Genomic DNA, 23,581 nt, shown 5'->3' with positions numbered 1-23,581 from the left:
ATATATAACGTTATAGTCCGGTGACAAAGGAGGAAAAGCATCTGAAAAAGCTCATCTGCCTGTTCGTTCTGTTAGCTGTATGTCTGTCAGCCGCCGCCTGTTCAAGCCAAAGCAGTTCCTCTGACGGAAAAGTGACCCTGAAGTTTTTTCACAGGTGGCCGAAGGAGCCGGAAAAAAGCTATTTTGAAGAAGCGGTCAAAGAATTTGAAGCCGCTCATCCGGATATTCATATCCAAACGGAAGCGGTCTTAAACGATTCTTATAAAGACAAGGTGAAAGTCATGCTCGGAACAACGAGCCCCCCTGATATTTTCTTTTCATGGAGCGACCGGTTTGCTTATAAATTCATCAAAGGAAATAAAGCCCTCGATCTGTCGTCTTACTATCAGCAGGATAAAGATTGGTCCTCACAGCTTGTGCAGTCACAAATCAAACCCTTTACGCATGACGGAAAACAGTACGGTGTTCCGTGGCAAATGGACGCTAAATCATTCTTTTATAATAAGGACATTTTTAATGCATTACATTTGAAGCCCCCGGCGACATGGGATGAACTGATCACAGTCTCTGAGAAATTGAAAAAGAACGGATATATTCCGATCAGTTTCGGCACAAAAGCGCCTTGGACCATTTCTCATTATATCGGGACGCTGAACCAGCGTATGGTGGATGAAAAAACGCGGGCGAAGGATTACAGCCCGGAAACCGGGGAGTTTACGGACGAAGGCTATGTCAAAGCGCTTGAAAAGCTTCAGGAACTTCTGCCGTACTTTACAAAGCACGTGAACTCCGTCGATCACGAATACGTGCGCCAGCAGTTTACGAGCGGCAAAGCGGCGATGATTTATGCGGAAACGGCAGAAATTAAGCTCGTCGAACCGGTCAATCTGGGCTTGTTTCCTTTCCCGAAAATCAGCGGCGAAAAGGGATCTCCCCGTGCACTGACCGGATCTCCGGAAGGATTTATGATTTCCTCAAAAACGAAGCACCCGAAAGAAGCCATGGAATTTCTGCAGTTTTTAACCTCGAAAAAAATGGGAGAGAAGCTGATAAAAGACGTCGGTAAATACAGCGCGGTTCAAGGAACGGCGACAGAAAACAATTCCGCCCCGATCCAGCGCGAAGCCGTGCAGGATATCGTCCGCGCAGAAACAATGGTGCCGTGGTTTGATATGGATGTTGACGTTGAAATCGCCGATGTGTATGCGGCAGGCGTTCAGCAGATGCTCGGCGGCACAATGACACCGCGCGAGGTGATGAATTCCGTGCAGAAAGCGGCGCGTCAGGTCAAAGCGTCATCTGAATAGAACAGATTTCTTTGGAGAAAGGAGATGAGGATTTCCTTGGTCAGCCGAAAACGTTTCATTCCGTATCTGTTTCTCGCGCCCGCGCTGATTTTTCTGCTGTTCGTTTACATTCCGATTATTGAGAATGTGTTTTTCAGTCTGTTTGAATGGAGCTCATTTCAACCCGAAAAGACGTTTATCGGTCTGAAAAATTATATTGACCTGTTTCACGATCCCGTGTTTTTTACAGCACTCCGCAACAATGTGCTGTATGCGGTCATATCGCTGATTTTCCAGGTTGGCGGCGGCTTAATTCTGGCGGCTGTGCTGGAAGACAGACTGGTAAGAAAATGGTCGCCTTTTTTCCGTACGGTCTTTTTTCTTCCGGTCGTCATTTCCATGACCGTCATTGCGCTGTTGTTTGATTTTATTTATAACCCGGAAATCGGGCTTTTGAATCAGCTGCTGGAAGCCGTCAGACTTGATGAACTGACCCGGGCGTGGCTGGGCGATGAAAACACCGCTATGCTGTCTGTCATTTTTGTGTCTCAATGGCAGTCTGTCGGTTACATCGCCATGCTGTACATTGTCTCGATTCAGAGCATTCCCGCTGAATTATATGAATCGGCGCAGCTGGACGGAGCCGGAAAAATCCAGCAGTTTTTTCACATTACGGTGCCGCAGACGAAAGAAATGTCGTTTGTTGCCGTGGTGATGACGCTGACCGGCGCATTTACCGTATTTAATGAACCGTATATTCTGACCGGCGGAGGGCCGGGCAATGCTTCAGAAGTGCTGAGCACATTTTTGTATAAGAGCGCTTTTACAAAGGATATGATGGGCTACGCTTCTGCGATCGCGACGGTGGTGCTTTTGCTGACGCTTGCTCTGTCGCTTATTCAGATGAAATTCTTTAAGACCGGAAAGGAGGAGTAGCCGATGCTTCCTGAAAAGACGGACTTGCGTCATGCCCGTCAGGCCGTCAGAACAGGCGGAAAACCGAGAAAATGGTATGTCGGGGAAACATCTGTGTGGCTGTTTCTCTTTATCTACCTCATTGCTGTTGCATATCCGCTGTTATGGATGGCGGTCAGCGCCTTTAAAAGCTCGGATGAGATTTTTGAGCACAGCTGGTCGCTGCCCTCTGTCTGGCATCCCGAAAACTTCGTATCCGCATGGAACCAAGGGATTTCCGCTTATTTTATGAACAGCGTCATTGTGACCGTGCTGACTTGTCTCATCACCGTATTTGTGAGCGCCTGGGCGGCATACGGGCTGGCCCGTTTTCAATTTAAAGGAAAAGGGTTTGTGCTGATCATTTGTCTTGGCGGCTTGATGCTGACGCCGCAGGTCAGTCTTGTGCCGCTGTACTCCATTATCCAGTCATTGGGACTGTACAATACGTATTGGGCATTGATTCTTCCGTACGCCGCCTACCGTATTCCGTTTACCGTGATTCTGATCCGTTCCTATTTTTTGTCGATTTCCAAAGAGCTTGAGGAAGCTGCCTATCTGGATGGATGTACAAGTTTCGGAATATTTTTCAGAATATTCTTACCTATGAGCGTGCCGATTCTGGTGACATCAGGCATTTTGACGGCTTACCATACATGGAATGAGTTTATGTTTGCGATTATTTTTATCGATGATGAAAATTTACGGACGATTCCGGCCGGGCTGATGCAGTTCAGAGATGCGCTGCAGACGGATTGGGGCGTGCTGCTGGCCGGGCTGACGATTTCTGCTGCTCCGATCATAGCGCTGTTTCTATTGATGCAGAGATATTTTATCCGCGGCATTGCAGCGGGAAGCGTGAAAGGATAAGGAGGATGAAAAGATGAAACTGATAGCGGCCGGAGATAATGTAGTAGATTATTATCAGGATCAGGAAACGTTTTACCCGGGCGGAAATGCGTTAAACGTAGCCGTGCTTGCCCGGCGCTTAGGCCACGAAACTTCTTATATCGGGATTCTCGGCAGTGATGAAGCGGCGGATCACGTATTGAATGTGCTGAAACTGGAAAAGGTGAATGCCGATCTGATCCGCCGGGCATACGGAGAAAACGGGATGGCGGTCGTCACGCTTGATGAAAGAGGGGACAGAATATTTGCCGGATCAAATAAAGGCGGCGTGCAATCGCGTCTGACACTCGCTTTTCAGGAGAATGACATCTCATTTATCGCCGGACATGATCTGCTGCATACGAGCGTATACAGCAGGATAGAACGTGACCTCCCGATGCTGAGCGGGCATGTGCCGATTTCCTTTGACTTCTCTGTAAAACGTGACGAAGCCTATTTAGAAGCGGTCTGCCCGTACGTGACGTATGCGTTTTTTTCCGGGAGTGATTTGAGTGAAAGTGAATGTGAGCGGCTTGCCGAAAAAGCCCGCGGTTTCGGAGCGAAAATCGTCTGTCTGACAAGGGGAGAATATGGCGCGGTGTTATCGGATGGGGAACGCGTCTATCATCAGCCGGTGGTAAGAGCTGATATAATAGATACATTGGGCGCGGGTGATTCTTTTATCGCCGGGTTTCTTACCGATTTCTTCGAGCATCAGGATATTCGGCGAGCGCTTACTGCGGCCGCCGGGACGGCTGCCAAAACATGCGGAGGGTTCGGAGCATTCGGTTACGGGCATCCCTACAGGCCGGGCGGCGGGAAAAGCAGTGAAAAAACGAGAATACGATAAGCATTGTCTCGTTTTTTATACTTGTTACACATAGGGACTGTTAATGGTAAACGTGACGCGGTCGGTATGCATTACAAACAGCGAGCTGTATATCGGCTGGTCTTTTGACATAAAAGCGGTTTTGTCAATTTCAAAAAGCGCATCCCCGATATCACAAGCCAGATAGCGGCTTTCTTCCTGCTTGGCGTATACGACATTTAACAGCTTCGTATTATGGGTGGGCACCACCTGATAGTGCTGTTTCAAAATGTCATGCATCGACACGCCGCCTTTAATATGCTTGCCGATGTCGGGAAATAAACTAAGCGGATAGTGGGCGATTTCGAATGAGAGCGGCTGGTCGTCGTGAAATAAAATGCGTTTTAATTCAAGAACGGGACTTTCGGAAGCGACGCGAAGTTTTTGGGCGATGGATTTAGGCGCTTCAATGATTTCATGGGAAAGGATCTGGTGTTTCGGTTTTTTCCCCGTTGATTCCATAAATTCAGAGTAGCCGTTGACCGCGATGAGCTCCCGCTTCAGTTTAGGGCTTTTAACGAACGTTCCCTTTCCCTGCTGCCGGACGAGCCAGCCTTCTTCCACAAGATCAAGGATGGCCTTCCTGACCGTTATGCGGCTGACGTTGTACGTTTCGCACAGCTCATTTTCAGTCGGCAGTTTTACGGACGGCGAATAAACGCCCTTCTTGATATCATCCGCGATAATTTGTTTCAGCTGAATATATAAAGGTTTCGAGCTCCCGTTATTTAACAATGGGACGGACCTCCTTTGTCAAGTAGTAGTACTATTATATGTATTATGACGTTATAATACAAATTTGCTTTTTATTTATGAATCTGTCAGAAACCCCGAACATTTTTAACATAACAGAAAGATGTGGCGGTTTCCAGTATTGGAGGAGGTTTCGAATGGCATCATTAACATTTAACCATATCAAAAAAACATACGGCGCCCAATCAGCGGCAGTGAAGGATTTTCACTTAGATGTAAAAGATGAGGAGCTGCTGGTGCTTGTCGGTCCCTCCGGCTGCGGCAAATCTACGACACTCAGAATGATTGCCGGACTGGAGAGCATTTCTGAGGGGAAGCTTTATATCGACGGAGACGCGGTAAACGATCTGCCCCCGAAGGATCGTGATATCGCGATGGTTTTTCAGAATTACGCGCTGTATCCCCACATGACGGTGTTTGACAATATGGCGTTCGGTTTGAAGCTCAGAAAGCTGCCGAAAAAAGAAATTGCAGAGCGAGTCCGGACGGCCGCTGATATTTTGGAAATCGGGCATCTGCTCAAGCGGAAACCGAAGGCTCTTTCAGGCGGACAGCGGCAGCGGGTTGCGCTCGGCCGGTCGATCGTGCGGGAGCCGAAAGTGTTTCTGATGGACGAGCCGCTTTCCAACTTAGATGCGAAATTGCGAGTGACGATGCGCGCGGAAATCAGCAAGCTCCATCAGCGTTTGAAAGCGACCATCGTTTATGTGACGCATGATCAGACGGAAGCGATGACAATGGGCGACCGGATTGTCGTGATGAATGAAGGAGATATTCAGCAGGCCGCAAGCCCCCATGAGATTTATCATTATCCGGCGAATATGTTTGTGGCGGGTTTTATCGGTTCTCCGAGTATGAATTTTATAAAAGGCGTCATTGAAGAAAGTCACGGGCAATGGTATTTTGCCGGTTCGTCCGTTCGTCTGCCCATTCCGAAAGAAAAAGCGGCCGTTCTTGTGCAGAAAGGATACAGCGGTAAGGAGATGATTGCGGGGCTGCGTCCGGAGCATTTGACGCTTGCCGGACAATCAGAGCACCCGCCTGAAGCGGCGTGCCGCGCTGTGGCGGAAGTATGTGAAAACTTAGGCGCGGAGATGTACGTTCATGCGGTGAGCGGAGATGACCGCATGACGATCCGTCTTGACGGCGCCTCACAGGTGAAACCCGGCGATGCCATTCTGCTTGCGGTCAATATGAACCGGGCCGTCTTTTTTGATGCCGACACTGAAAACGCCGTATATTGAAAAAGGGAGCCTGATGATCAGGGCTCCCTTATCACTTCTTATGATACGATTACCAGATTTCGTCCGCCCATTCCGGATGGTCGATAAACGGATTGCGGTTATGCTGATAGTCTTCGTAAATGATTTCGTTCCGCCGTTTTTCCTTACTGTCGACGGGGTCTTGTTGATTCCATTTGAGCAAAACGGACAGTTTTCCCATGTAAGGAGCTGAGCCGTTTCCGGTTTTATCATTCAGCTCAAGGTCGGGATACCCGTCTTCTCCTTCATAACGCACCGCCATGTAAAACAGCATACGGGCGACGTCTCCTTTAACTTCATCGCGCGGCTCCCAGGAATCACCGTCGTAATAATTGCCCGGCGCTTTCGGGTATTCTGAGCCGCCGTTATCAAAATCCATGTTTCCTCTGGCACTGTTCACCTGGACGTCTGCAGGGCGCAGATGATGAATGTCCGTCCCGGGGCCGGCAGCTGTTCCGAAGTTTCCGTGTGACTTTGCCCACACGTGTTCGCGGTTCCAGTCCCCGACGCTGCCGCCGTTTTTACTTTTGGCCCGTGATTCCTGGGTGTAGAGCAAGATGACATTGTTCGGATTTGCCGGATCTTCGTCAGTTTCCTTCAATGCATTCCATACTTGGCTGTAAGACAGCTTTGTATGTCCGCTGATGATGCGGTGCAGGGCGCTCTTTAAGGCTGTTCCGCTTTTTCCGGAAGCTTCTTTGTAATATGTGTCCGTATCCGCAGACGGAGTGATGACAGCTGAGGCAGTTTGCGGAAAAAGAGTTGTGCCGCCGGCAGTTGAAACCGCCATCCGGCTGTACAGATTCGTGTCAGCCGGCGCGCCCGCAGAGGCTGACGGCGCGGCCCATCCAAAAATGAAAAACAGGCAGACAATCGGCAGAAACCAAAGTTTTTTTGTCATGACTTGCCCTCCTTTACCTCTATTATCCAAAAAATAAATCTAATATTCTATCTTTTTTGAAAAATAGTTCCTTCGGCTTATTGGTCAAAGTATCCGGAAAATCATTGATTTTTTGGAAGATATGATAATGAACTCGTTATGCGCTCCTTCTATAATGAAGATCATCTTGTCAGTTTTTTCAGTTTAAAAGGAGGGCGTGTATGGAACATCAGCAGCTTTCGGCGGCGAATATTGAGATTTCCGATGACATACAATGGCTGTCTCAATTCGGCGCTTCCGCTTCCGGCGGAGTGACGAGGCTTTTATATACGAAAGAATGGATGGACGCCCAGCTTGCCGTCAAAAAGAAAATGGAGGCGTTCGGGCTGGAAACGGCATTTGACGATGTCGGTAACGTGTTCGGCCGGCTGAACGGCACAGAATCGCCTGATGAGGTGATTCTGACCGGATCGCATATTGACACCGTTATTGACGGCGGAAAATATGACGGTGCGTTCGGCGTGCTGGCGGGCATGCTGGCGATCCGGCACTTGCATGAGACGTGCGGGCGTCCGAAAAAAACGCTGGAGGCTGTGTCGCTCTGTGAAGAGGAAGGGAGCCGTTTTCCCATCACCTATTGGGGCTCAGGCAATATCACCGGTGCTTTCTCGCTTTCAGATGCGGAAACACCGACAGACGCGTCCGGCATTTCTCTGAGAGAAGCCATGCGGCAGAACGGCTTCGGTGCAGGCCGTTATCCAGCGCCGCTGCGCACTGATATTAGTGCCTTTCTGGAAATTCATATTGAACAGGGGCAAACGCTTGAACGATCAGGAAAGGATATCGGGATTGTCACCGAGATTGCCGGACAGAGACGCTATACCGTTACGCTTGACGGTGAATGCAACCATGCCGGCACCACTTCAATGAAATGGCGGAAAGACCCGCTCGCGGCGGGAAGCAGCATCATCCACGAACTGATGCTTTCAGCGGAAAGACAGCCGGAAGAGCTCCGTCTGACGTGCGGGAAAATGACGGTTGAACCGAATATGGCGAATGTCATTCCGGGCCGTATCCAGTTTTCCGTTGATATTCGCCACCGGCAGGAAGACGTGCTGGCAGCCTTCCATCAGAAACTGGTATCGATTGTTGAATACATCAGCCGAGGCAAAGGAGTCAGACCCTTTATTGATGAATATATGAGGATAGAGCCGGTTCAAATGGATCAGACACTGACACGAACCGCAGCAGAGGCTGCAAAAGAGCAGGGGGCGGACCCGGAGAAGATCGTAAGCGGAGCGGGACATGACGCCCAGATGCTCGGCAGAACCTTTCCGGCCTGCATGCTGTTTGTGCCGAGCCGTGGCGGGATCAGCCACTCACCGCTTGAATTCACACCCGCACATCAGCTTGAAACCGGCGTCCTTACGCTGGCGAATGTATTACATAAACTTGCCTATTAACGTAAAGGGGGAATCGGCGTGGAGACAAGAAAAGAATTGTGCATTCCGCAAAGAACGATTATGACACCGGGACCGACAGAAGCTGAACCGAGGGTGCTGAGGGCGATGGGCGCTCCGATCATCGGCCAGTTTGACCCGGCATTTACCGGCATTATGAACGAAACGATGCAAATGCTCCGTGAATTGTTTCAAACGGAAAACCGCTGGGCCTATCCGATTGACGGCACATCAAGAGCGGGGATTGAGGCTGTTCTCGCAAGTGTGATAGAACCGGGCGACAGCGTGCTCATTCCGATATACGGACGCTTCGGATACCTGCTGACTGAAATCGCCGAGCGATACGGAGCGGACGTTCATACGATCGAGTGTGAATGGGGAACGGTCTTCCGGCCTGAAGAGGTTATCAGCGAGATGAAAAAGATTTCTCCGAAAATCGTCGCTATGGTGCACGGAGAAACATCAACGGGGCGGATTCACCCGCTGAAAGAAATCGGGGAAGCGTGCCGCGCCCAAGACGCACTCTTTATCGTGGATGCCGTGGCCACGATCGGAGGCTGCGCCGTAAAAACGGATGAGTGGAAGATTGACGCAGTCATCGGGGGAACGCAAAAATGCCTGTCGGTCCCTTCCGGAATGGCGCCGATTACTTATAATGACAGGACGGCCGCTGTCATTGCCGCGCGTAAAAAGGTAGAACGGGGCATTGCGACGGCGGCTGACGGCAACATGCTGTCCGGTCATCGCCCGATTACGAGCAACTATTTTGATCTGAGCCAGCTCGAAGATTATTGGAGTGAAAGAAGGCTGAATCACCATACAGAAGCGACAGCAATGCTTTATGCGCTGCGGGAGGGTGTGCGTCTTGTCTTGGAAGAAGGACTTGAAGAACGGTTCCGCAGGCATCAGCGTCATGAAAAAGCGCTTACGGCGGGACTTGCAGCGATGGGCCTTAATTTATTCGGCGATCCGGGGGCGAAGCTGCCTGTCGTCACATGTGTGAAGATTCCGCCGGAAGCAGACGGCGAATCGATCAGAAGGATGCTTTTGTCTCAATTCGGAATTGAAATCGCCAGCTCGTTCGGTCCGCTGCAGGGGAAAATTTGGCGAATCGGAACGATGGGCTACAGCTGCAGAAAGGAAAATGTGCTGTTTGTGCTGGCCGGACTTGAAGCGGTTCTGATCAGACACGGAGTTGCCGTTAAAGCCGGGGAAGCGCTGCAGGCGGCCCTTAACATATATGATCTGCCGGCTGAAACCGGTGTGCTGTCATGAGACTTGAAAACGAGATTGAAATCATCTGGACTTTTTTCCCTTTTGCCCGTTATACTGAATGGTATAAAAAATGACAAATATGGAATGATCATCTGTTTGTCTGGGGAGAAGGTAAGAAATCATGGCGTACATAGGCCGATTGTCAATTTTAATGCTGAATATGTTTATTGCGATGCTTGGAATCGGATTGATTATTCCGATTATGCCCACCTATATTACCGAATTCGGCGCGACGGGGAGCACGATGGGTCTGCTTGTTGCGGCGGCGGGGCTTACACAGCTTTTATTCGCGCCTATTGCCGGGGAAATAACCGACAAATACGGACGGCGGAAACTGATTATTTTCGGCATCGCCGCCTTTGCCGTGTCACAATTGATCTTCGCCTTTGCCGGAAGCCTCTGGCAATTGTTCGCATCCCGCCTTTTGGGCGGAATGGGCGCGGCGTTTTTAATGCCGTCAATGTTCGCTTACATTGCGGATATTACGACCGAAGAAGAACGCGGGAAAGGAATGGGGCTGTTCAGCGCGGCGATGACGCTCGGTGTCGTCATCGGGCCCGGTGTGGGAGGCTATTTGGTTCATTACGGCATGTCTGTGCCGTTCATCGTGTCTGCAAGTCTCGCCTGCTTTTCAAGTGTGCTTTCATTTTTCTTTCTGCCCGAAACGCTGGGACGTGAAAAGCAGCTGGAAGCCCGGGCAAAAACGGAAAAACGTGAGCATCTGTTTAAGCAAATGTCACGCGCGCTCAAGTCGCCGTTCGCGTTTATGCTGATTCTGGTTTTTGTGCTGAACTTCGGAATTATGAACTTTGAATCCGTTTTCGGCCTTTACGTTGACCATAAACACGGATTTAAAGCGTCTGATATTGCCTTTATTATTACGGCTGCGGGTCTCATCGGCGTGTTTGTGCAGGCGGTCGGCGTCAGTTATCTCGTCCGCAAGTTCGGGGAAAAACGCGTGATTAACGTGACGTTGATCGGGGCTGCTGCAGGACTTGTGTGGTGCCGGTTTGCGGGTTCATATTGGGCCGTTTTTGCCGCGGCAATCTTTTTCCTGACGCTGACATCGCTGCTCCGGCCGGCGGTTAATACGATGCTGTCGAAGCTCGCCGGTGACCAGCAGGGGTTTGCCGGCGGGATGAACACCTCATTCATCAGCTTAGCGAATATCGCCGGACCGTCTGCTGCCGGTTTTCTCTTTGATGTAAATATGGAATTTCCATATATGCTGGGAGCGGTCATTCTCGCCATCAGTTTTCTGGCCGCGCTTGGCTGGGGCAAAAAGACACAAACCCGGCCGTTCACGCAGCAAGGATAAGAATCAAAAGCCTCCGGGTATCCGGAGGCTTTTTGCTATTGTCGTTTATTCTTCGGCTGTCTGCATCTCTGAAATTGCAGAGATGCGCATAGAGGGAAAATCATATCGAACGCCATTATGAATTATAGGGAAATCAGTTGTTCCGTATGCTCAAGCATAGCGCGAATGGAAACCGGAACAGGTGTAGATAAAGTAAAACCAGCTTTATCTCTTGAGGAGTCTGACAAATTTGATCTGCCGGAAGTTGATCAAAAAAGAAGGCAGTCAGGCGGGAACAACATAGATCGACGTAAATGAAGAAAGGGAAAAAGCAGCGGTGTTGGTATTTGCTGTTTCGTATGCAGAGTGAGAACAGTCTGCCTAAACGGGTCATTGGGATAATAAGAACCGTTCACCGGGTGTAGGGGTTGATTGGTGACAACAAGGAGAGGTTAGCTTATAAAACCTCTCACGGAAGATGTTGTGATGGCTCCCCTGCACGGATTTTGCAGGCTAAAACCCGCAATTAGGCCAACACACAATTATGCAAGAGACAATCATCTAAAAAGGGTGTCGGTAAGTACAATATGGTGTACGGAAAAGGAGTTGAAAATGTTGTATTATTACCCGTCATTCCATTTGTATCAGCGGCAAGAATTTAATTATTATCCATGGGCCCATCAATTGACTCATTCAGGGAGCTCCCCCTATGTTTCCGCGCGCCCTCCTTTTTATAATTCTCCATGTTACAGAGAGTGCATAAGAAGCGGAGCGGATAGTTATTTCTGCTGCTATATCTGCGGTTTCTGTTAAAAAGAAAGACTTATAGAAGTAAGTGATTTTTCCAGGATGACAGTGAGACCATCATCCAGACAGCCAGTAGCCAACACACGAAGCTTCATTACGATTCACGGAGGGGAACCGTCCCTCCTTTTTGGAGAGTTTTTTTCCGCTGTGAACGGAGAATGTATCAGTGTAGCCAAAACTCCGCGTGAAAAAGGAAAAGAGCACTTCCTCTTTCCTTTAGGAGAAAGTCATTTCTACGTATCAAAATTTAAACTATGAGATTGGAGAGAGTGGCCTGCTTAAAGTGTTTACGACTGTTGTTAACGATCCATGTTGGGGATAGGCTGCGGCAGAAGCTCTATTAAATATACAATAATAGGGTAAGCACCCGTAAACGGGATGCTTTTTTGTTTGGAGGTTAAAATATGATAATAAAATCCATTCCCGTTGAGGTCAGGGATCAAAGCTGACAGAGACCTCTAAAACATATAGGCGATGGGTGAAGCGGCGCCCGTCAGATATCACTATAGGAGATATAACGAAAAGGACAGAGGGGAAAGAAAGTCATTTCAATACTGTCCTGGTCAAAAACAGTCTTGTGCGCCTACTTTGGCCAGTAACTCTGTTTTCATACGTTATGAACCTTACTATATCTCTGAACGGGATATCATCTTAATGCAGTCGTTCCCATTGGATTATGATTTCATGGACGCTAACAAACAGTATTGTTTGTGGAATGAGCGTCCCACCTATCATGATGAAGAGGATTGCGGAACAGATTTATTTGCAATGGCTAAAAATTGTATAGAACTTCTGTTCTTTAAGTGACTGATTTTAATCTAATGTAGATCAGTTGATATTAAAGGAGAGTAGCTAATATGAGATATAAAATAGATATTGTAATTGATACCGTTTCACAGGTTTATAATGAAGTTCTTCAGACCTTAGCAACTCATCATACTATTAGAGATCTATTAAATTATATTGAAGATGTCGGTTCAGTCCTTGAGGGATTTTTAAAGGAATCTATTTACAAAAGTGAGAAAAATAGGGAAAATTTTTTCAGCCTCATTAATGGTCTTTCAAAATTTGGGCTATCTGAGGATTTAAAAACATCACTACATGAATTAAGAAAACTATACAATAATGCTAAACATAGTCCAACATATAAGACCTCTACAGATAAAATACTAGAAATACTAAAAGAAACGATAAGTTGTTTAAAAGAAATTAAAGAAAAAAACTTAGGGTTTGATCCTATAGTAAACACATATAGAAGGACAGTATGGATCGCTGGTTGGGATCACTATACAACAGGTGATACAGAAGTTCACATTATGATTCCTTACGATGGTGATAGATATATTCCTTCAATTGATTACTTCAATATTACATGGTCAGGATGGGATGAAATAATAAATAAGTTTGTGTCAACTGAAGAATTACTTATGGGAAAAGAATATTTCCCAAGAAAAGTATATTCAGATTTGGAGTCAGAAAGAGACTTTGTAGATGCAGGTGTCTTTAAGGGCGATTATAAAACCTTGGTTTTAGAATTATCTAAATATGTTGATGAAAAAAATGAAAAGTCTCTTCTACCTTTTTTTCAAAGAGGGAATAATCCCAGGGCTATGTTTTATGGAGTCATTTATGCAGTTTGTGAGGCTATTAATGAAAAAGGATTCCGAAGAAACAATATTGAAGAATTCCGAAAATCAGTACAACTTTTGGCTAGTTATAAATATGCTTGTCCGAGAAATTCAGAAATTGTTCAAAAATATATAATTTCTGTAGCTGATTTTCTAATGGGGTTAAATGATGAACACACAAAAAGAATAGAAGGACCACTATTCTTTACACAGAGGAGGTTTGAAATGCAGAAAAACGCTGCATATCTAAAAAGTAAAGAGCTTCCACTTATCATTACTAATCAAGGTGAATTTATTGTTGAAATAATTTAGTGGATAAAAAGAGGATGCTGCTAACACCCTTCATTCACAACAGAGAAAGCTCCCTGTCATGATCACGCTCTGATTCATATTGTAATAGAGGACAGGGAGCATGACAAGAGAAAAAGCGAACATAAGTTACTATCCTGATGACGAAAAAGAAAATCTCCTTCTCCTGCATAGTGCCGATTTGTTAGAGAACATCAGTCAATCTAAAGAGAAATATCAAAAAATCGTTCAGAAAGGTATCGCCTAGTGAGTAAAAGACTTCCAAAGTGGCCATATCAAGGTGAATAATATGGACGATTTAATAAAGCTCATAGAGCTCGATATAGAGCTTCAGAAAGATGAGGAAATTTGATTATCTATGTGAATGAGACGAATATCCGTAATCAATTACTATTCTATTAGGGTTGACATTTGCGGCTTCCAATTGGCCATTAAATCATAGAGGACTCTAACTTTGCTACCTCCATAGCAGGATTTCGAATATAAACTCTTTGTGAATTTTCAAATATGCCTTCTATTGAAGCATTAATAAAGGAATCGGGTATGAATGTCGGCCTAAATTCTGGATATTCAGGATAATCATTAGGTTGGTTTTGAGAATAGTAACGGTAATCACATGGAATTGGAACAAGTTGATATTGTGGGTAATAATAATACACTTTAAATCAATCTCCTTCAAAGTTAATTTACAAAATATGTATGTGAAGGACGTTCTCCTACTCGGAACAGGAGAAAATACTCATTTTGAAATCAAAGAAACATCCGAACTTTTACAAGGAAGTAAAGATCCTTGTGAAAGAAGCAGACGAGCAAAAACTTGTTAACGGTATCGTTTATGAGCCGGACACAGTTGATGCTCACGGGGATGTTATGACAGCTGCAGAAATTGAGAAGGTCCGCTCACGGCTTCCTGATAGATGCTCGTGAAATTGACAAGCAGCATGACTTTCAGGGCGGCGTTGGTGAAGTGGTTGAGTCTTGTATCGCCCCCCGCTGATTTTCAAATAAATGGCGAAACCATCAAAAAAGGGTCATGGGTGCTTGTGACAAAGGCTCCCGAGGCAGTTTAGGATGACATTTAAAAGGGTGAGATTATCGGTTGCATCCCGGATATCGAAAAAGCCTGATGATATCAATGGAAGCTGATTTTGACGGCAGCATTTTTTGAGGATTTAGCTGAATGAATCCCCCTTAAATAGGATGCGGGAGAACACCCGCATCCCTATCTCTAACGATTCCTTAACCAATCAGCCGCTGCATTCTCAGCGCGAGCCGCAGGCGCATCGTCGTCTCCGGATCTTTTAAGCTTTTGCCGAGCAGTTCCTCGCATTTTTCTAAACGATAGATCACCGTATTTCGATGGACGTACAGGCGCTTAGCCGTTTCTGAAATCTGGCAGTGGGTCTCCAGGTAAACAGACAGCGTATGAAGCAGGCTCTGGTCCTCCTTTTGCCGGTCGGCCAGGCTTTGTAGGGTGGCTTCGTAAAACTTCTTCACATCTTCCGCCGGAAGCAGGCGGAGCAGCTCCGGCACGTCTTTGGCATGATAGATTTGAATAAACTCCGCGCTTCTGGACAAATGCCCGGATGAAATGGCGTCTGAAGCTTCGGTAAAAGCGTCAGGGACGTCGATCAGCTTTTGGCATATGTTTGAGATGCCGAAGGAGACAGTCCGTTTAAACTGCGCCCGGACCTGCTTTTGAAACTGCTCCAAAAAGCTGATGACAGACGCGTGCATTTCATTCCAGCTGTCTGTCGCTTCAATTAAAAGAATACCGACATTTCCTTTAATAAAGAGATGAGGGGGAAACGGAAAGGATGACAGCTCCCCTTCAAGCAGATCAAATACATGATCAGAAACGAGCTGATTTTCGGTAAAGCTGATCGTTTTCTCATTTCGGTCAAGTTTTCCGCAAATGCACATGTATTTTTGATCCCAGCGGAGCCGGAATTCTTTGGCGCGGCTTTTGATTTCTTCATGGCCGGTAAACGAGCGGTCGATGAAATTGCTGAAAAATTCATTGCGCGCCCGTCTACCGAATTGTTTGACGGCATTTTCTTTCAGCAGTTCAAAGGAAATGACGTTGGCCGCCTGTTCAATTGTCAAAATCATGCCTTTATCAGCGGTCTGCACCAGCTCCGGAATCACCAGATAACCGCAGTTTTTTTCAACATTCAGAATCGGCAGGACAGAATACGCCTTTCTGTCGGACAGCATGGAAAAGCAGGTGAAATAAGGCCCGGAAAGGGAATAACAGATGTTTTTCAATACAGACGTGTCAATGGGTATGCGGTGGGACGATGATAAGAGTTTTGTATGCTGATCCAAAAGCAGCACGGGAAGCCGGAGAATGTCTGAGAGCTTCTTAAGCAGGGATTGAAGCCCCTTGCCGCTCATGATGTGGTTTGTGAATTTTTTATGGGCGTAAATGGCCTGCTGCAGCTCATTTGAACGCATATCAAGAATATGGCTCAGTGTGGCGTTGACGATATCTCCCAGCCGGATGTCTTCCGGCAGCTCAATAATCGGAAATTCATACCGGTCGGCAAGCTCCGCGGCATCTTTCGGAATGACATTAAGATAGCGCTTCGTTTTGATCCCCAGTCCTGCGCAGCCCCGTTTTGCCATGAGGCGGATCAAATCTTTCAACAGCTGCGGGCGGTCCTTCAAGTGGTAAGCCGTCGTGACGAGCAATTCGTTTTTATGTAAAAAATCAGCGATGTCCGGCGCATCCATCATGTTGACGTGCTGCACCTCCCTCCAGCCGCCGGATTTGCCTGCGATTATTGCGGCCCGCTCATAAGCGGGAATCTTCATCACATCATAAATGTTCATCAGTCAATCTCCTTTCAGGTTCTAAAGACAACCATTGGTTAATATGAATAAAAATCATCAAAAATTATAGCGGTTTTGCTGATGTATTACGATCATAGTAGCAGTAAACTGGCAATCATAGACGCATGTTGTGATAAAAACTGACAGAAAATCGTCATCCTTACAGGGAGGAAGATAAAATGGCCTATGACGTAATTGTAAAGGGTGCGAAAGCTGTGCGAAAAGGCGGGACAGAGCGGGCCGATATCGCCGTCAAGGACGGGAAAATTGCCTTGATCGGGCCCGGCATTGACGAAAACGCGGAACAAGTGGTGCAGGCTGACGGCATGTATGTGTTTCCGGGCGCGGTCGATTGTCACGTGCATTTCAATGAACCCGGTCGCGAAGAATGGGAAGGCATTGAAACCGGCTCAAACATGCTGGCTGCCGGCGGCTGTACGTCTTATTTTGATATGCCGCTTAACTGCATCCCTTCGACGGTAACTGCTGAAAACCTGCTGGCAAAGGCGGAAATCGCCGAACGGAAGTCAGCGGTTGATTTTGCGCTTTGGGGCGGTTTGATGCCTGGATATACCGAACATATCCGGCCGATGGCAGAAGCGGGGGCAATCGGGTTTAAAGCGTTTCTGTCTAAATCGGGAACGGATGAATTTCAATCAGCCGATGAACGGACTCTTTTAAAGGGAATGAAGGAAATCGCGGCGTGCGGCAAGATTTTGGCCCTGCACGCAGAAAGCGACGCCCTCACCCGATTCCTTGAAGCCGAGTACGCGCTCCAAGGGAAAATTGATGCCCGCGCTTACGCTTCCTCCCGTCCGGAAGAAGCCGAATGCGAGGCTGTGCAGCGGGCGATTGAATATGCGAGAGCGACGGGATGCGCGCTTCATTTTGTACATATCAGCACGAAACGGGCCGTGCTCTCCATTCAGCAGGCGAAAAAAGACGGGTTGGATGTCACCGTTGAAACGTGTCCCCACTACTTATTATTCAGCTTTGAAGACTTCCTCAAAAAAGGGGCGGCCGCCAAATGCGCTCCGCCGCTCCGTTCAGAGGCTGATAAAGAGGAATTGATCGGAGTTTTGGCTGAGGGCCAGATTGATATGGTGTCTTCGGATCATTCTCCCTGTCATCCGTCTTTGAAACGCGAGGATAATATGTTTCTGTCGTGGGGCGGGATCAGCGGAGGCCAATTTACGCTTCTCGGCATGATTCAATTAGCGATCGATCATGGGATTCCGTTTGAACATGTGGCCCGATGGACGGCCGAAGCACCGGCCGAGCGCTTCGGTTTAACGAATAAAGGACGGCTTGAAGAGGGATTTGACGCTGATTTTGCCATTGTCCGGCCGGAACCTTTTACCGTCACAAAAGAAACGATGTTTTCCAAACATAAGCAAAGCCTGTATGAAGGCCGCACCTTTCCATACCGAATTGCTGCGACCTACAGCAAGGGGCGCTGTGTGTACCAGGATGGCGTGGGTAAGCAGAGCGGGGCTTTCGGAACATTCCTGAAGCCTTCTGAAATAAAAGAACCGATTCTCTGAGGAGAATCGGCTTTTTTTGTCGTTTGGAAAGCGGGTCTCGTGGTATCTTTTTATAAAAAGGAGTAAAACACATTGTATAATCAAATCTTGAACATATTAACGGCATCCTGGTCGCGCAAGACTAGTACAAAATGGACGGAAGATTGCCCGGCCAAAGGCCAGTGCGGCGTAACGGCTTTAGTCATCCAAGATGTTTACGGCGGTGACATTCTCAAAACAAAAACCGGCACAAGCTGGCATTTTTATAACCGAATAGACGGGGAGATATATGATTTCACGAGCGGTCAGTTTTCAGAGCCGATTGTCTATCAGCACATTCTTTCTTCCAGAGATGAGGCATTTTCGGACACCAATGAACATCAGTACCGGTTCCTGAAAAGTGCATTCAGAAAAAACATGGAAACAGAAAGAGAAAAACACCTGTGATAAACTAGAGTGAGAGGTGAAGGATTGTGATTTATATCGGACTGACGGGGTGGGGGGATCATGACAGCATCTATCCGCCGAAAACAGCGGGCCCGCAAAAACTGCAGGTGTATTCCTCCCATTTTCCCATCGTTGAGCTGGACGCGAGCTTTTACGCGATACAGCCCGCCCGTAATAATGAAAGATGGGTCAAAGAGACGCCGGAATCTTTTCAATTTGTCATTAAGGCATATCAAGGAATGACGGGCCATCAGCGCGGCGATATTCCCTTTGAATCGAAGGAAGAAATGTTTGAGGCGTTTAAGCTGTCATTATCGCCGTATATAGAGCATGGAAAGCTTGCCATGGTGCTGTTCCAATTCCCGCCGTGGTTTGACTGCAAGAAAGAAAACGTCGCATATTTAAGATGGTGCAGGCAGCAGATGGGCGATATTCCGTGCGCGCTTGAATTCCGCAACCGGTCGTGGTTTTCCCCGCCATTTTATGAACAGACGCTTTCCTTTATGAAGGAGGAAGGCTGGATTCACAGCATATGTGACGAGCCGCAAATCGGCGAGGGCAGCATTCCGACCGTCCTGAAAGCAACGGATGAAGAAAAAACGCTTGTCCGTTTTCACGGGCGGAACAAGCAGGGCTGGATCAAACCAGACGGCGGACAAAACTGGCGTGAGGTCAGATATTTATACCGCTATAACAAACAGGAGCTCAAAGATTGGAAAAACAATCTTCAGGAGCTGAAAAAGCAGTCGCGCAATCTGTATGTGCTCTTCAACAATAACTCAGGCGGAGACGCCGCCGATAACGGGCTTGAGATGCTTGAAATGTTAGATATCTCATATACCGGGCTTGCTCCGAAGCAGCTCGACCTATTCAGCTAGAAAAGAGGTTTCAAGACACATGTCTTATCTTATTTTGATCATATTGGGATTTATCGCGGGAACGGTCGGCAGCCTGATCGGGCTTGGGGGAGGAATTATCATCGTGCCGGCGATGCTCTATTTAAGCACGATGACTCCGTTTTTTCATGACGTAACACCGCAGACTGCCATCGGCACGTCCCTTTTGGTGATTATTTTTACGGGACTGTCATCAACTCTGGCCTATATGAAATATAAAACCGTTGACTACAAAAGCGGACTGATCTTTTTTATCGGTTCCGGCCCGGGAAGCATCATCGGCGCGTATTTGTCTAAACTTTTTAATGCGCATACGTTTTCCGTCTGGTTCGGATTTTTTATGATTTTGATTTCCATTACATTAATGCTGAAGGCGAAAGCAAAACCGGTCAATAAAGCGCATAAAGGCATGATCCGGACATATGAGGATGAATCAGGTGAGCTTTATACATATTCGTACCGTATTTTCACCGGTATCGTGATTGCCTTTTTCGTCGGTTTATTGGGCGGTCTTTTCGGCATTGGCGGCGGCTCTCTTATGGTTCCGGCCATGATGCTGTTATTTTTGTTCCCGCCGAAAGTGGCTGTGGCGACGTCAATGCTCATTATTTTCTTATCCTCCGTGACGGGTTCCGTGTCACATATCGCAGAGGGCCATGTCAATTGGCTGTATGCGCTGTGCCTCGTTCCGGGCGCGTGGTTCGGCGGCAAAATGGGCGCGTGGGTCAATAAGCGGGTGCAGACGAAAACGATCGTGCTTTTCATGCGGGTCGTCTTGATTTTGATCGGCTGTGAATTAATTTATCAAGGGATATTCAGCTAAAAGGTAGGAGAGATGGTATGTTAGAGAAGCTCCGTTTATATCATACGAATGATTTGCACAGCCATTTCGAAAATTGGCCGAAAATCGTACATTATATTGAGCAGAAGAGAAGTGAGCATGAAAAAAACGGGGAGGAAACACTCGTATTTGACATCGGCGATCATATGGACCGATTCCAAATGATAACGGAAGCGACCTTCGGCAAAGCGAATGTCGGCTTGTTAAACCGGCTTGAGATCGATGCGGCTGCCGTCGGGAATAATGAAGGAATTACGCTGCCTCACGATGAGCTGGCGGATTTATATACCCATGCCGCGTTTCCCGTCATTGTGTCCAACCTGTTTGACGCGGACGGACAGCGGCCGGAATGGGCCGAGCCCTACGTGATTAAAACGCTGAAAAACGGGATGACCGCCGGCATACTCGGCGTCACGGTGCCGTATTATCCCGTCTATCAAAAACTCGGCTGGACGGTGACGGATGCGGAAAAAAGCATTCAAGAATCACTTGACGATATCAAGGGCAAAGCGGACATCATCATTCTGCTTTCTCATTTAGGCCTGATCGATGACCGGGCAGCAGCGGAAAAATTTCCGGACATCGATGTCATTCTTGAATCACATACGCACCACCTTCTTGAGGACGGACAGGACATAAACGGCGTATTGCTTGCATGTGCGGAGAAATACGGGAACTATGTCGGCTGTGTCGAGCTGACGATAGAAAGTGAATCACGAACCATTGTCAGCAAACAGGCATCTGTACAGAAAATGGCTGATTGGCACGGGGAATCTGAAGATACGGCGGCTTTTCTGAAAGAGAAAGAACGGGAAGCGGAAAACCTGCTCTCCGAACAAGTCGCCAATCTGAATGAAGAAGCCGGCGTGAAGTGGTTTGAGGAATCGCCGCTCCCGCTTCTATTAGCCGAAGCGCTGAAAAGCTGGTGCGGCTGTGAAGTCAGCATGGTGAATTCAGGCGTCATTTTGGGGCCTTTACAGAAGGGGCCTGTCACAAAACTTGACCTGCACCGCATCTGCCCTCATCCGATCAATCCGGTCGCCGTGCGTCTTTCAGGAAGGGAACTCCAGGAAACAATCAGCCAGGCCGCCTCGGAACAAATGGAGCAGCTGCGGATAAAAGGCCTCGGCTTCCGCGGGGAAGTGATGGGCAGGATGGTATATGCCGGAGCGGAGGCAGAGGCCGGCATTCTTGAAGACGGTGTGACGCATCTCCTCAATGTGAAAGTGAACGGAGAAGAGATTGATCCGGAGCGGATATACTCGGTTGCCGTTCTCGACATGTTTACACTCGGAAAGCTGTTCCCTTACATCCGCGATTCAAAAGAAAAGCAATACTTTATGCCGGAGTTTTTAAGAGATCTGCTCGCCTGGAAGCTCGCGCAGCAGCCGTAATGTCATATAGCTGTCCGCCATTCCATTTCACCCGAGTGAAGGTAAGCGGGACTTTTTAAGAGTGAAAATAAAATACTATGTCCCCTCTTACAAGCATACATTGTGATATGTAAGGGGGGATTTTTCTTGCCTAGATACCGGAGCGCTCTTCGCAAGAGAGGGCCTTTGCCTTTTCGATATGTGCTTCTTCTGTCGTTTGCTTTTTTTATCATATCAACAGTCATCAGCCTCTGGATGATCAACTCCTCAATCAAACCGGTGCTGATGAACATCGGAGAAATGGAAACTAAACGGGTGGCGACAGAGGTCATTACGGAATCCATTGAGGAATACATGTCTCACAGCGACAATGTGAAAGATATGGTCGATATGAAAACGGATGAAAACGGAAAAGTCACAACGATGGATTTTAATACACAAATGGTCAACAGCATGAAGGCGAAAGTGACAAAGCAGCTTCAGGCTCATCTGAAGGAAGTGGAGTCGAACAATAAGCAGCATGAAACAGAAAAAGGCGCGAAAACGGCCGATGAAATTATGATCGATATTCCCTTAGGGCAGGTCACGGGAAACAGCATTCTCGGAAATCTCGGGCCGAAAATCCCCGTGCGCTTTAACTTGATCGGCGATGCGTTAACTGATGTGAAAACAAAAATAAAGCCGTACGGCATTAACAATGCCCTGATTGATATCAGTATTTTCGTGGAGATTAAAGTGAAGGTCATTATTCCGTTTGCCAGTAAGACTTCAGTCGTGACAAATAATATTCCGGTCTCCATTAAAGCGATTCAAGGAGAGGTGCCGCAGTTTTATAACGGAAGCGGCGGGTCAGGTGTGACGCCTTCCGTCCAGCTGCCGAATGAAAAACAGAAGAAAGATAAATAAAAACACACAGCCGCAATCTTTCCTGGCGGCTGTGTGTTTACTTTTTCCTGCGGATTTCTTTACGTTCCCATGCCCTTAAATGAGGATACGGGTCAAAGGACCATTCCGATCTGCCGTTATCTTTATACATCCCGTAGTGAAGATGCGGCGGAAATTTTCCCGCGGTGCCCGGCGGTCCGTATCCGGAACTGCCGACAGAGCCGATCACTTCTCCGGGTTTGACGATCTGGCCTTTATGCACACCTTTTGCAAAGCCGTTCAGGTGAGCGAAGTAGTGATACGTGTTATTGATATCCCTGATGCCGATTCTCCAGCCGCCGAAACGGTTCCAGCCCTTCATTTCAACAATACCGTAGCAGGTCGATCTGACGGGAAGCCCGTAATGAGCGAACAGATCCGTTCCTTCGTGAATCCGGCGCCCGCCGAAACCCCGGGCGGCGCCCCACGTGCTGCGGTAGCTGTAATCCGTCTTCACGGGAAGCGGAAAGGCGTGCTCTCCGAGATCAAGGCGGCCGAACGTTTTAAACAGTGTCATGAATTCGGTGATAATGCCGACCGTCTGATCACGGCGGTAATAATTCCAGAGGCCGATGCGGATATGGTCAAGATCCGTTCCGAATCCCGCTAAATACTGAGCAAATGTATAAAGGATATCCTCATCATTGCTGACCTCGGCTTTTCCGTCGCCGTCGCCGTCCAGGCCGATCCCGTCAAATACTTTAATGCTGAGAGGCGCATCGTCCTTAGGATTTGGATTTTCGGGGCCGCTCCACAAATGATCCGGAATATAAATGCTGATGATTCCCGCTTTTTCCGGCAGATCCTTTCGGTTCGAGCGGACATTTTCTTCATATTGATCAACCGCCGCAAGCACATACCAAGGAATCTGCGTGACTGCTTCGGCTTTGCGGTACAACTGCATCCGTTCGCCGTAAACAGGAGCCGATTGTTCTTTCCCGCTTGCAGCCGGACAGAAAACTGATAAAAGGAGAAGAGCAGATAACAGAACTTTCACAACATGATCTCCTTTCAGGATTGAATACACATAGTTTGCGGCAACAATCCGAGAAAATGTAAGTAATTCTCTTCCCTT

19 protein-coding genes and 3 pseudogenes are annotated in these 23,581 nt (G+C 47.7%); 18 read left to right on the top strand and 4 right to left on the bottom strand.

Translation table 11 applies throughout. The features are described 5' to 3' along the window. The first annotated feature begins 41 nt into the window (after positions 1 to 41). The 4 genes from G4O42_RS15505 to G4O42_RS15490 are packed head-to-tail and all read left to right on the top strand — an operon-like array spanning position 42 to position 3,978. Entirely contained in the window at positions 42 to 1,307 is a 1,266-nt protein-coding gene (locus G4O42_RS15505; RefSeq protein ID WP_032876977.1) for an ABC transporter substrate-binding protein, read from the top strand. 24 nt (positions 1,308 to 1,331) lie between these two features. Then, positions 1,332 to 2,222, top strand: a complete 891-nt coding sequence (locus G4O42_RS15500; RefSeq protein ID WP_370465873.1) for a carbohydrate ABC transporter permease — start codon at positions 1,332 to 1,334, stop codon at positions 2,220 to 2,222. A gap of 3 nt (positions 2,223 to 2,225) precedes the next feature. Beyond that, complete coding sequence (locus G4O42_RS15495; protein ID WP_003151895.1) at positions 2,226 to 3,110, top strand: carbohydrate ABC transporter permease; 885 nt, start codon at positions 2,226 to 2,228, stop codon at positions 3,108 to 3,110. Between the two features lie 13 nt (positions 3,111 to 3,123). Then, positions 3,124 to 3,978 (top strand): PfkB family carbohydrate kinase, encoded by an 855-nt coding sequence (locus G4O42_RS15490; protein WP_032876683.1) that lies wholly within the window; start codon positions 3,124 to 3,126, stop codon positions 3,976 to 3,978. A gap of 24 nt (positions 3,979 to 4,002) precedes the next feature. On the opposite strand, the gene frlR is transcribed toward G4O42_RS15490, so the two are convergent. Further along, complete coding sequence (frlR, locus tag G4O42_RS15485) at positions 4,003 to 4,731, bottom strand: transcriptional regulator FrlR (RefSeq protein ID WP_015240525.1); 729 nt, start codon at positions 4,729 to 4,731, stop codon at positions 4,003 to 4,005. A 155-nt stretch (positions 4,732 to 4,886) separates the two neighbouring features. On the opposite strand from frlR, the gene G4O42_RS15480 reads away from it, so the two are divergent. After that, positions 4,887 to 5,993, top strand: a complete 1,107-nt coding sequence (locus tag G4O42_RS15480) for an ABC transporter ATP-binding protein (protein WP_032876687.1) — start codon at positions 4,887 to 4,889, stop codon at positions 5,991 to 5,993. A 49-nt stretch (positions 5,994 to 6,042) separates the two neighbouring features. Here G4O42_RS15480 and G4O42_RS15475 read toward each other — a convergent pair whose 3' ends face one another. Next, complete coding sequence (locus G4O42_RS15475) at positions 6,043 to 6,912, bottom strand: endonuclease I family protein (protein ID WP_032876691.1); 870 nt, start codon at positions 6,910 to 6,912, stop codon at positions 6,043 to 6,045. Positions 6,913 to 7,112: 200 nt separating this feature from the next. Between G4O42_RS15475 and allC the strand changes: the two genes are divergently transcribed. From allC to G4O42_RS15445, 7 genes and pseudogenes are all read left to right on the top strand, one after another. Next, on the top strand, positions 7,113 to 8,354 hold the full coding sequence (gene allC, locus G4O42_RS15470; RefSeq protein WP_032876693.1) for an allantoate deiminase: 1,242 nt from the start codon (positions 7,113 to 7,115) through the stop codon (positions 8,352 to 8,354). Between the two features lie 60 nt (positions 8,355 to 8,414). Then, a complete protein-coding gene (locus G4O42_RS15465) occupies positions 8,415 to 9,626 on the top strand; it encodes a pyridoxal-phosphate-dependent aminotransferase family protein (protein WP_228549705.1) in 1,212 nt (403 codons plus the stop codon). 121 nt (positions 9,627 to 9,747) lie between these two features. Further along, positions 9,748 to 10,944 (top strand): MFS transporter, encoded by a 1,197-nt coding sequence (locus G4O42_RS15460; RefSeq protein ID WP_032876699.1) that lies wholly within the window; start codon positions 9,748 to 9,750, stop codon positions 10,942 to 10,944. A 1,216-nt stretch (positions 10,945 to 12,160) separates the two neighbouring features. Further along, positions 12,161 to 12,517: pseudogene (locus tag G4O42_RS20025) on the top strand (DNA (cytosine-5-)-methyltransferase); the annotation flags it as partial. A 70-nt stretch (positions 12,518 to 12,587) separates the two neighbouring features. After that, positions 12,588 to 13,670, top strand: a complete 1,083-nt coding sequence (locus G4O42_RS15455; protein ID WP_032876701.1) for a hypothetical protein — start codon at positions 12,588 to 12,590, stop codon at positions 13,668 to 13,670. A 100-nt stretch (positions 13,671 to 13,770) separates the two neighbouring features. Further along, positions 13,771 to 14,019 (top strand): annotated as a pseudogene (locus tag G4O42_RS15450) (hypothetical protein). A gap of 389 nt (positions 14,020 to 14,408) precedes the next feature. Then, positions 14,409 to 14,734: pseudogene (locus G4O42_RS15445) on the top strand (XkdF-like putative serine protease domain-containing protein); the annotation flags it as partial. Between the two features lie 172 nt (positions 14,735 to 14,906). Here G4O42_RS15445 and G4O42_RS15440 read toward each other — a convergent pair. Next, positions 14,907 to 16,502, bottom strand: coding sequence for a PucR family transcriptional regulator (locus G4O42_RS15440; RefSeq protein ID WP_032876704.1), 1,596 nt, complete (start codon positions 16,500 to 16,502; stop codon positions 14,907 to 14,909). 179 nt (positions 16,503 to 16,681) lie between these two features. Between G4O42_RS15440 and G4O42_RS15435 the strand changes: the two genes are divergently transcribed. The 6 genes from G4O42_RS15435 (at position 16,682) to yunB (ending at position 22,488) form a co-directional block, all read left to right on the top strand. Beyond that, positions 16,682 to 18,046, top strand: coding sequence for an allantoinase (locus G4O42_RS15435; protein WP_032876707.1), 1,365 nt, complete (start codon positions 16,682 to 16,684; stop codon positions 18,044 to 18,046). Positions 18,047 to 18,118: 72 nt separating this feature from the next. Beyond that, entirely contained in the window at positions 18,119 to 18,472 is a 354-nt protein-coding gene (locus G4O42_RS15430; RefSeq protein WP_007613566.1) for a YunG family protein, read from the top strand. Between the two features lie 26 nt (positions 18,473 to 18,498). Continuing rightward, the gene (locus G4O42_RS15425; RefSeq protein WP_007613564.1) at positions 18,499 to 19,350 is read left to right on the top strand and encodes a DUF72 domain-containing protein; all 852 of its coding nucleotides are present in this window, start codon (positions 18,499 to 18,501) and stop codon (positions 19,348 to 19,350) included. Between the two features lie 19 nt (positions 19,351 to 19,369). Further along, on the top strand, positions 19,370 to 20,191 hold the full coding sequence (locus G4O42_RS15420) for a sulfite exporter TauE/SafE family protein (protein WP_032876710.1): 822 nt from the start codon (positions 19,370 to 19,372) through the stop codon (positions 20,189 to 20,191). Between the two features lie 17 nt (positions 20,192 to 20,208). After that, entirely contained in the window at positions 20,209 to 21,603 is a 1,395-nt protein-coding gene (locus G4O42_RS15415) for a bifunctional metallophosphatase/5'-nucleotidase (RefSeq protein WP_032876713.1), read from the top strand. 126 nt (positions 21,604 to 21,729) lie between these two features. Beyond that, positions 21,730 to 22,488 (top strand): sporulation protein YunB, encoded by a 759-nt coding sequence (gene yunB, locus G4O42_RS15410; protein WP_032876717.1) that lies wholly within the window; start codon positions 21,730 to 21,732, stop codon positions 22,486 to 22,488. A 37-nt stretch (positions 22,489 to 22,525) separates the two neighbouring features. Here yunB and lytH read toward each other — a convergent pair whose 3' ends face one another. Further along, positions 22,526 to 23,503: an L-Ala--D-Glu endopeptidase gene (gene lytH, locus G4O42_RS15405; protein WP_032876720.1), complete on the bottom strand. Its 978-nt coding sequence runs from the start codon at positions 23,501 to 23,503 to the stop codon at positions 22,526 to 22,528. Positions 23,504 to 23,581 lie beyond the last annotated feature (78 nt).

Origin of the sequence: Bacillus sp. LUNF1 (genome assembly GCF_011008975.1) — a bacterium.
GTDB lineage: Bacteria > Bacillota > Bacilli > Bacillales > Bacillaceae > Bacillus > Bacillus velezensis.
The sequence above is the reverse complement of the archived record's forward strand: the minus strand, read 5'-3'. Positions and strand labels throughout refer to the sequence as shown.

Bases quoted from the DNA above. Each gene is read 5' to 3' on its own strand.
- G4O42_RS15500 (WP_370465873.1), top strand. From the start codon at position 1,332: ATGAGGATTTCCTTGGTCAGCCGAAAACGTTTCATTCCGTATCTGTTT.
- G4O42_RS15495 (WP_003151895.1), top strand. From the start codon at position 2,226: ATGCTTCCTGAAAAGACGGACTTGCGTCATGCCCGTCAGGCCGTCAGA.
- G4O42_RS15490 (WP_032876683.1), top strand. From the start codon at position 3,124: ATGAAACTGATAGCGGCCGGAGATAATGTAGTAGATTATTATCAGGAT.
- G4O42_RS15480 (WP_032876687.1), top strand. From the start codon at position 4,887: ATGGCATCATTAACATTTAACCATATCAAAAAAACATACGGCGCCCAA.
- G4O42_RS15475 (WP_032876691.1), bottom strand. From the start codon at position 6,912: ATGACAAAAAAACTTTGGTTTCTGCCGATTGTCTGCCTGTTTTTCATT.
- allC (WP_032876693.1), top strand. From the start codon at position 7,113: ATGGAACATCAGCAGCTTTCGGCGGCGAATATTGAGATTTCCGATGAC.
- G4O42_RS15465 (WP_228549705.1), top strand. From the start codon at position 8,415: ATGACACCGGGACCGACAGAAGCTGAACCGAGGGTGCTGAGGGCGATG.
- G4O42_RS15460 (WP_032876699.1), top strand. From the start codon at position 9,748: ATGGCGTACATAGGCCGATTGTCAATTTTAATGCTGAATATGTTTATT.
- G4O42_RS15455 (WP_032876701.1), top strand. From the start codon at position 12,588: ATGAGATATAAAATAGATATTGTAATTGATACCGTTTCACAGGTTTAT.
- G4O42_RS15440 (WP_032876704.1), bottom strand. From the start codon at position 16,502: ATGAACATTTATGATGTGATGAAGATTCCCGCTTATGAGCGGGCCGCA.
- G4O42_RS15435 (WP_032876707.1), top strand. From the start codon at position 16,682: ATGGCCTATGACGTAATTGTAAAGGGTGCGAAAGCTGTGCGAAAAGGC.
- G4O42_RS15420 (WP_032876710.1), top strand. From the start codon at position 19,370: ATGTCTTATCTTATTTTGATCATATTGGGATTTATCGCGGGAACGGTC.
- G4O42_RS15415 (WP_032876713.1), top strand. From the start codon at position 20,209: ATGTTAGAGAAGCTCCGTTTATATCATACGAATGATTTGCACAGCCAT.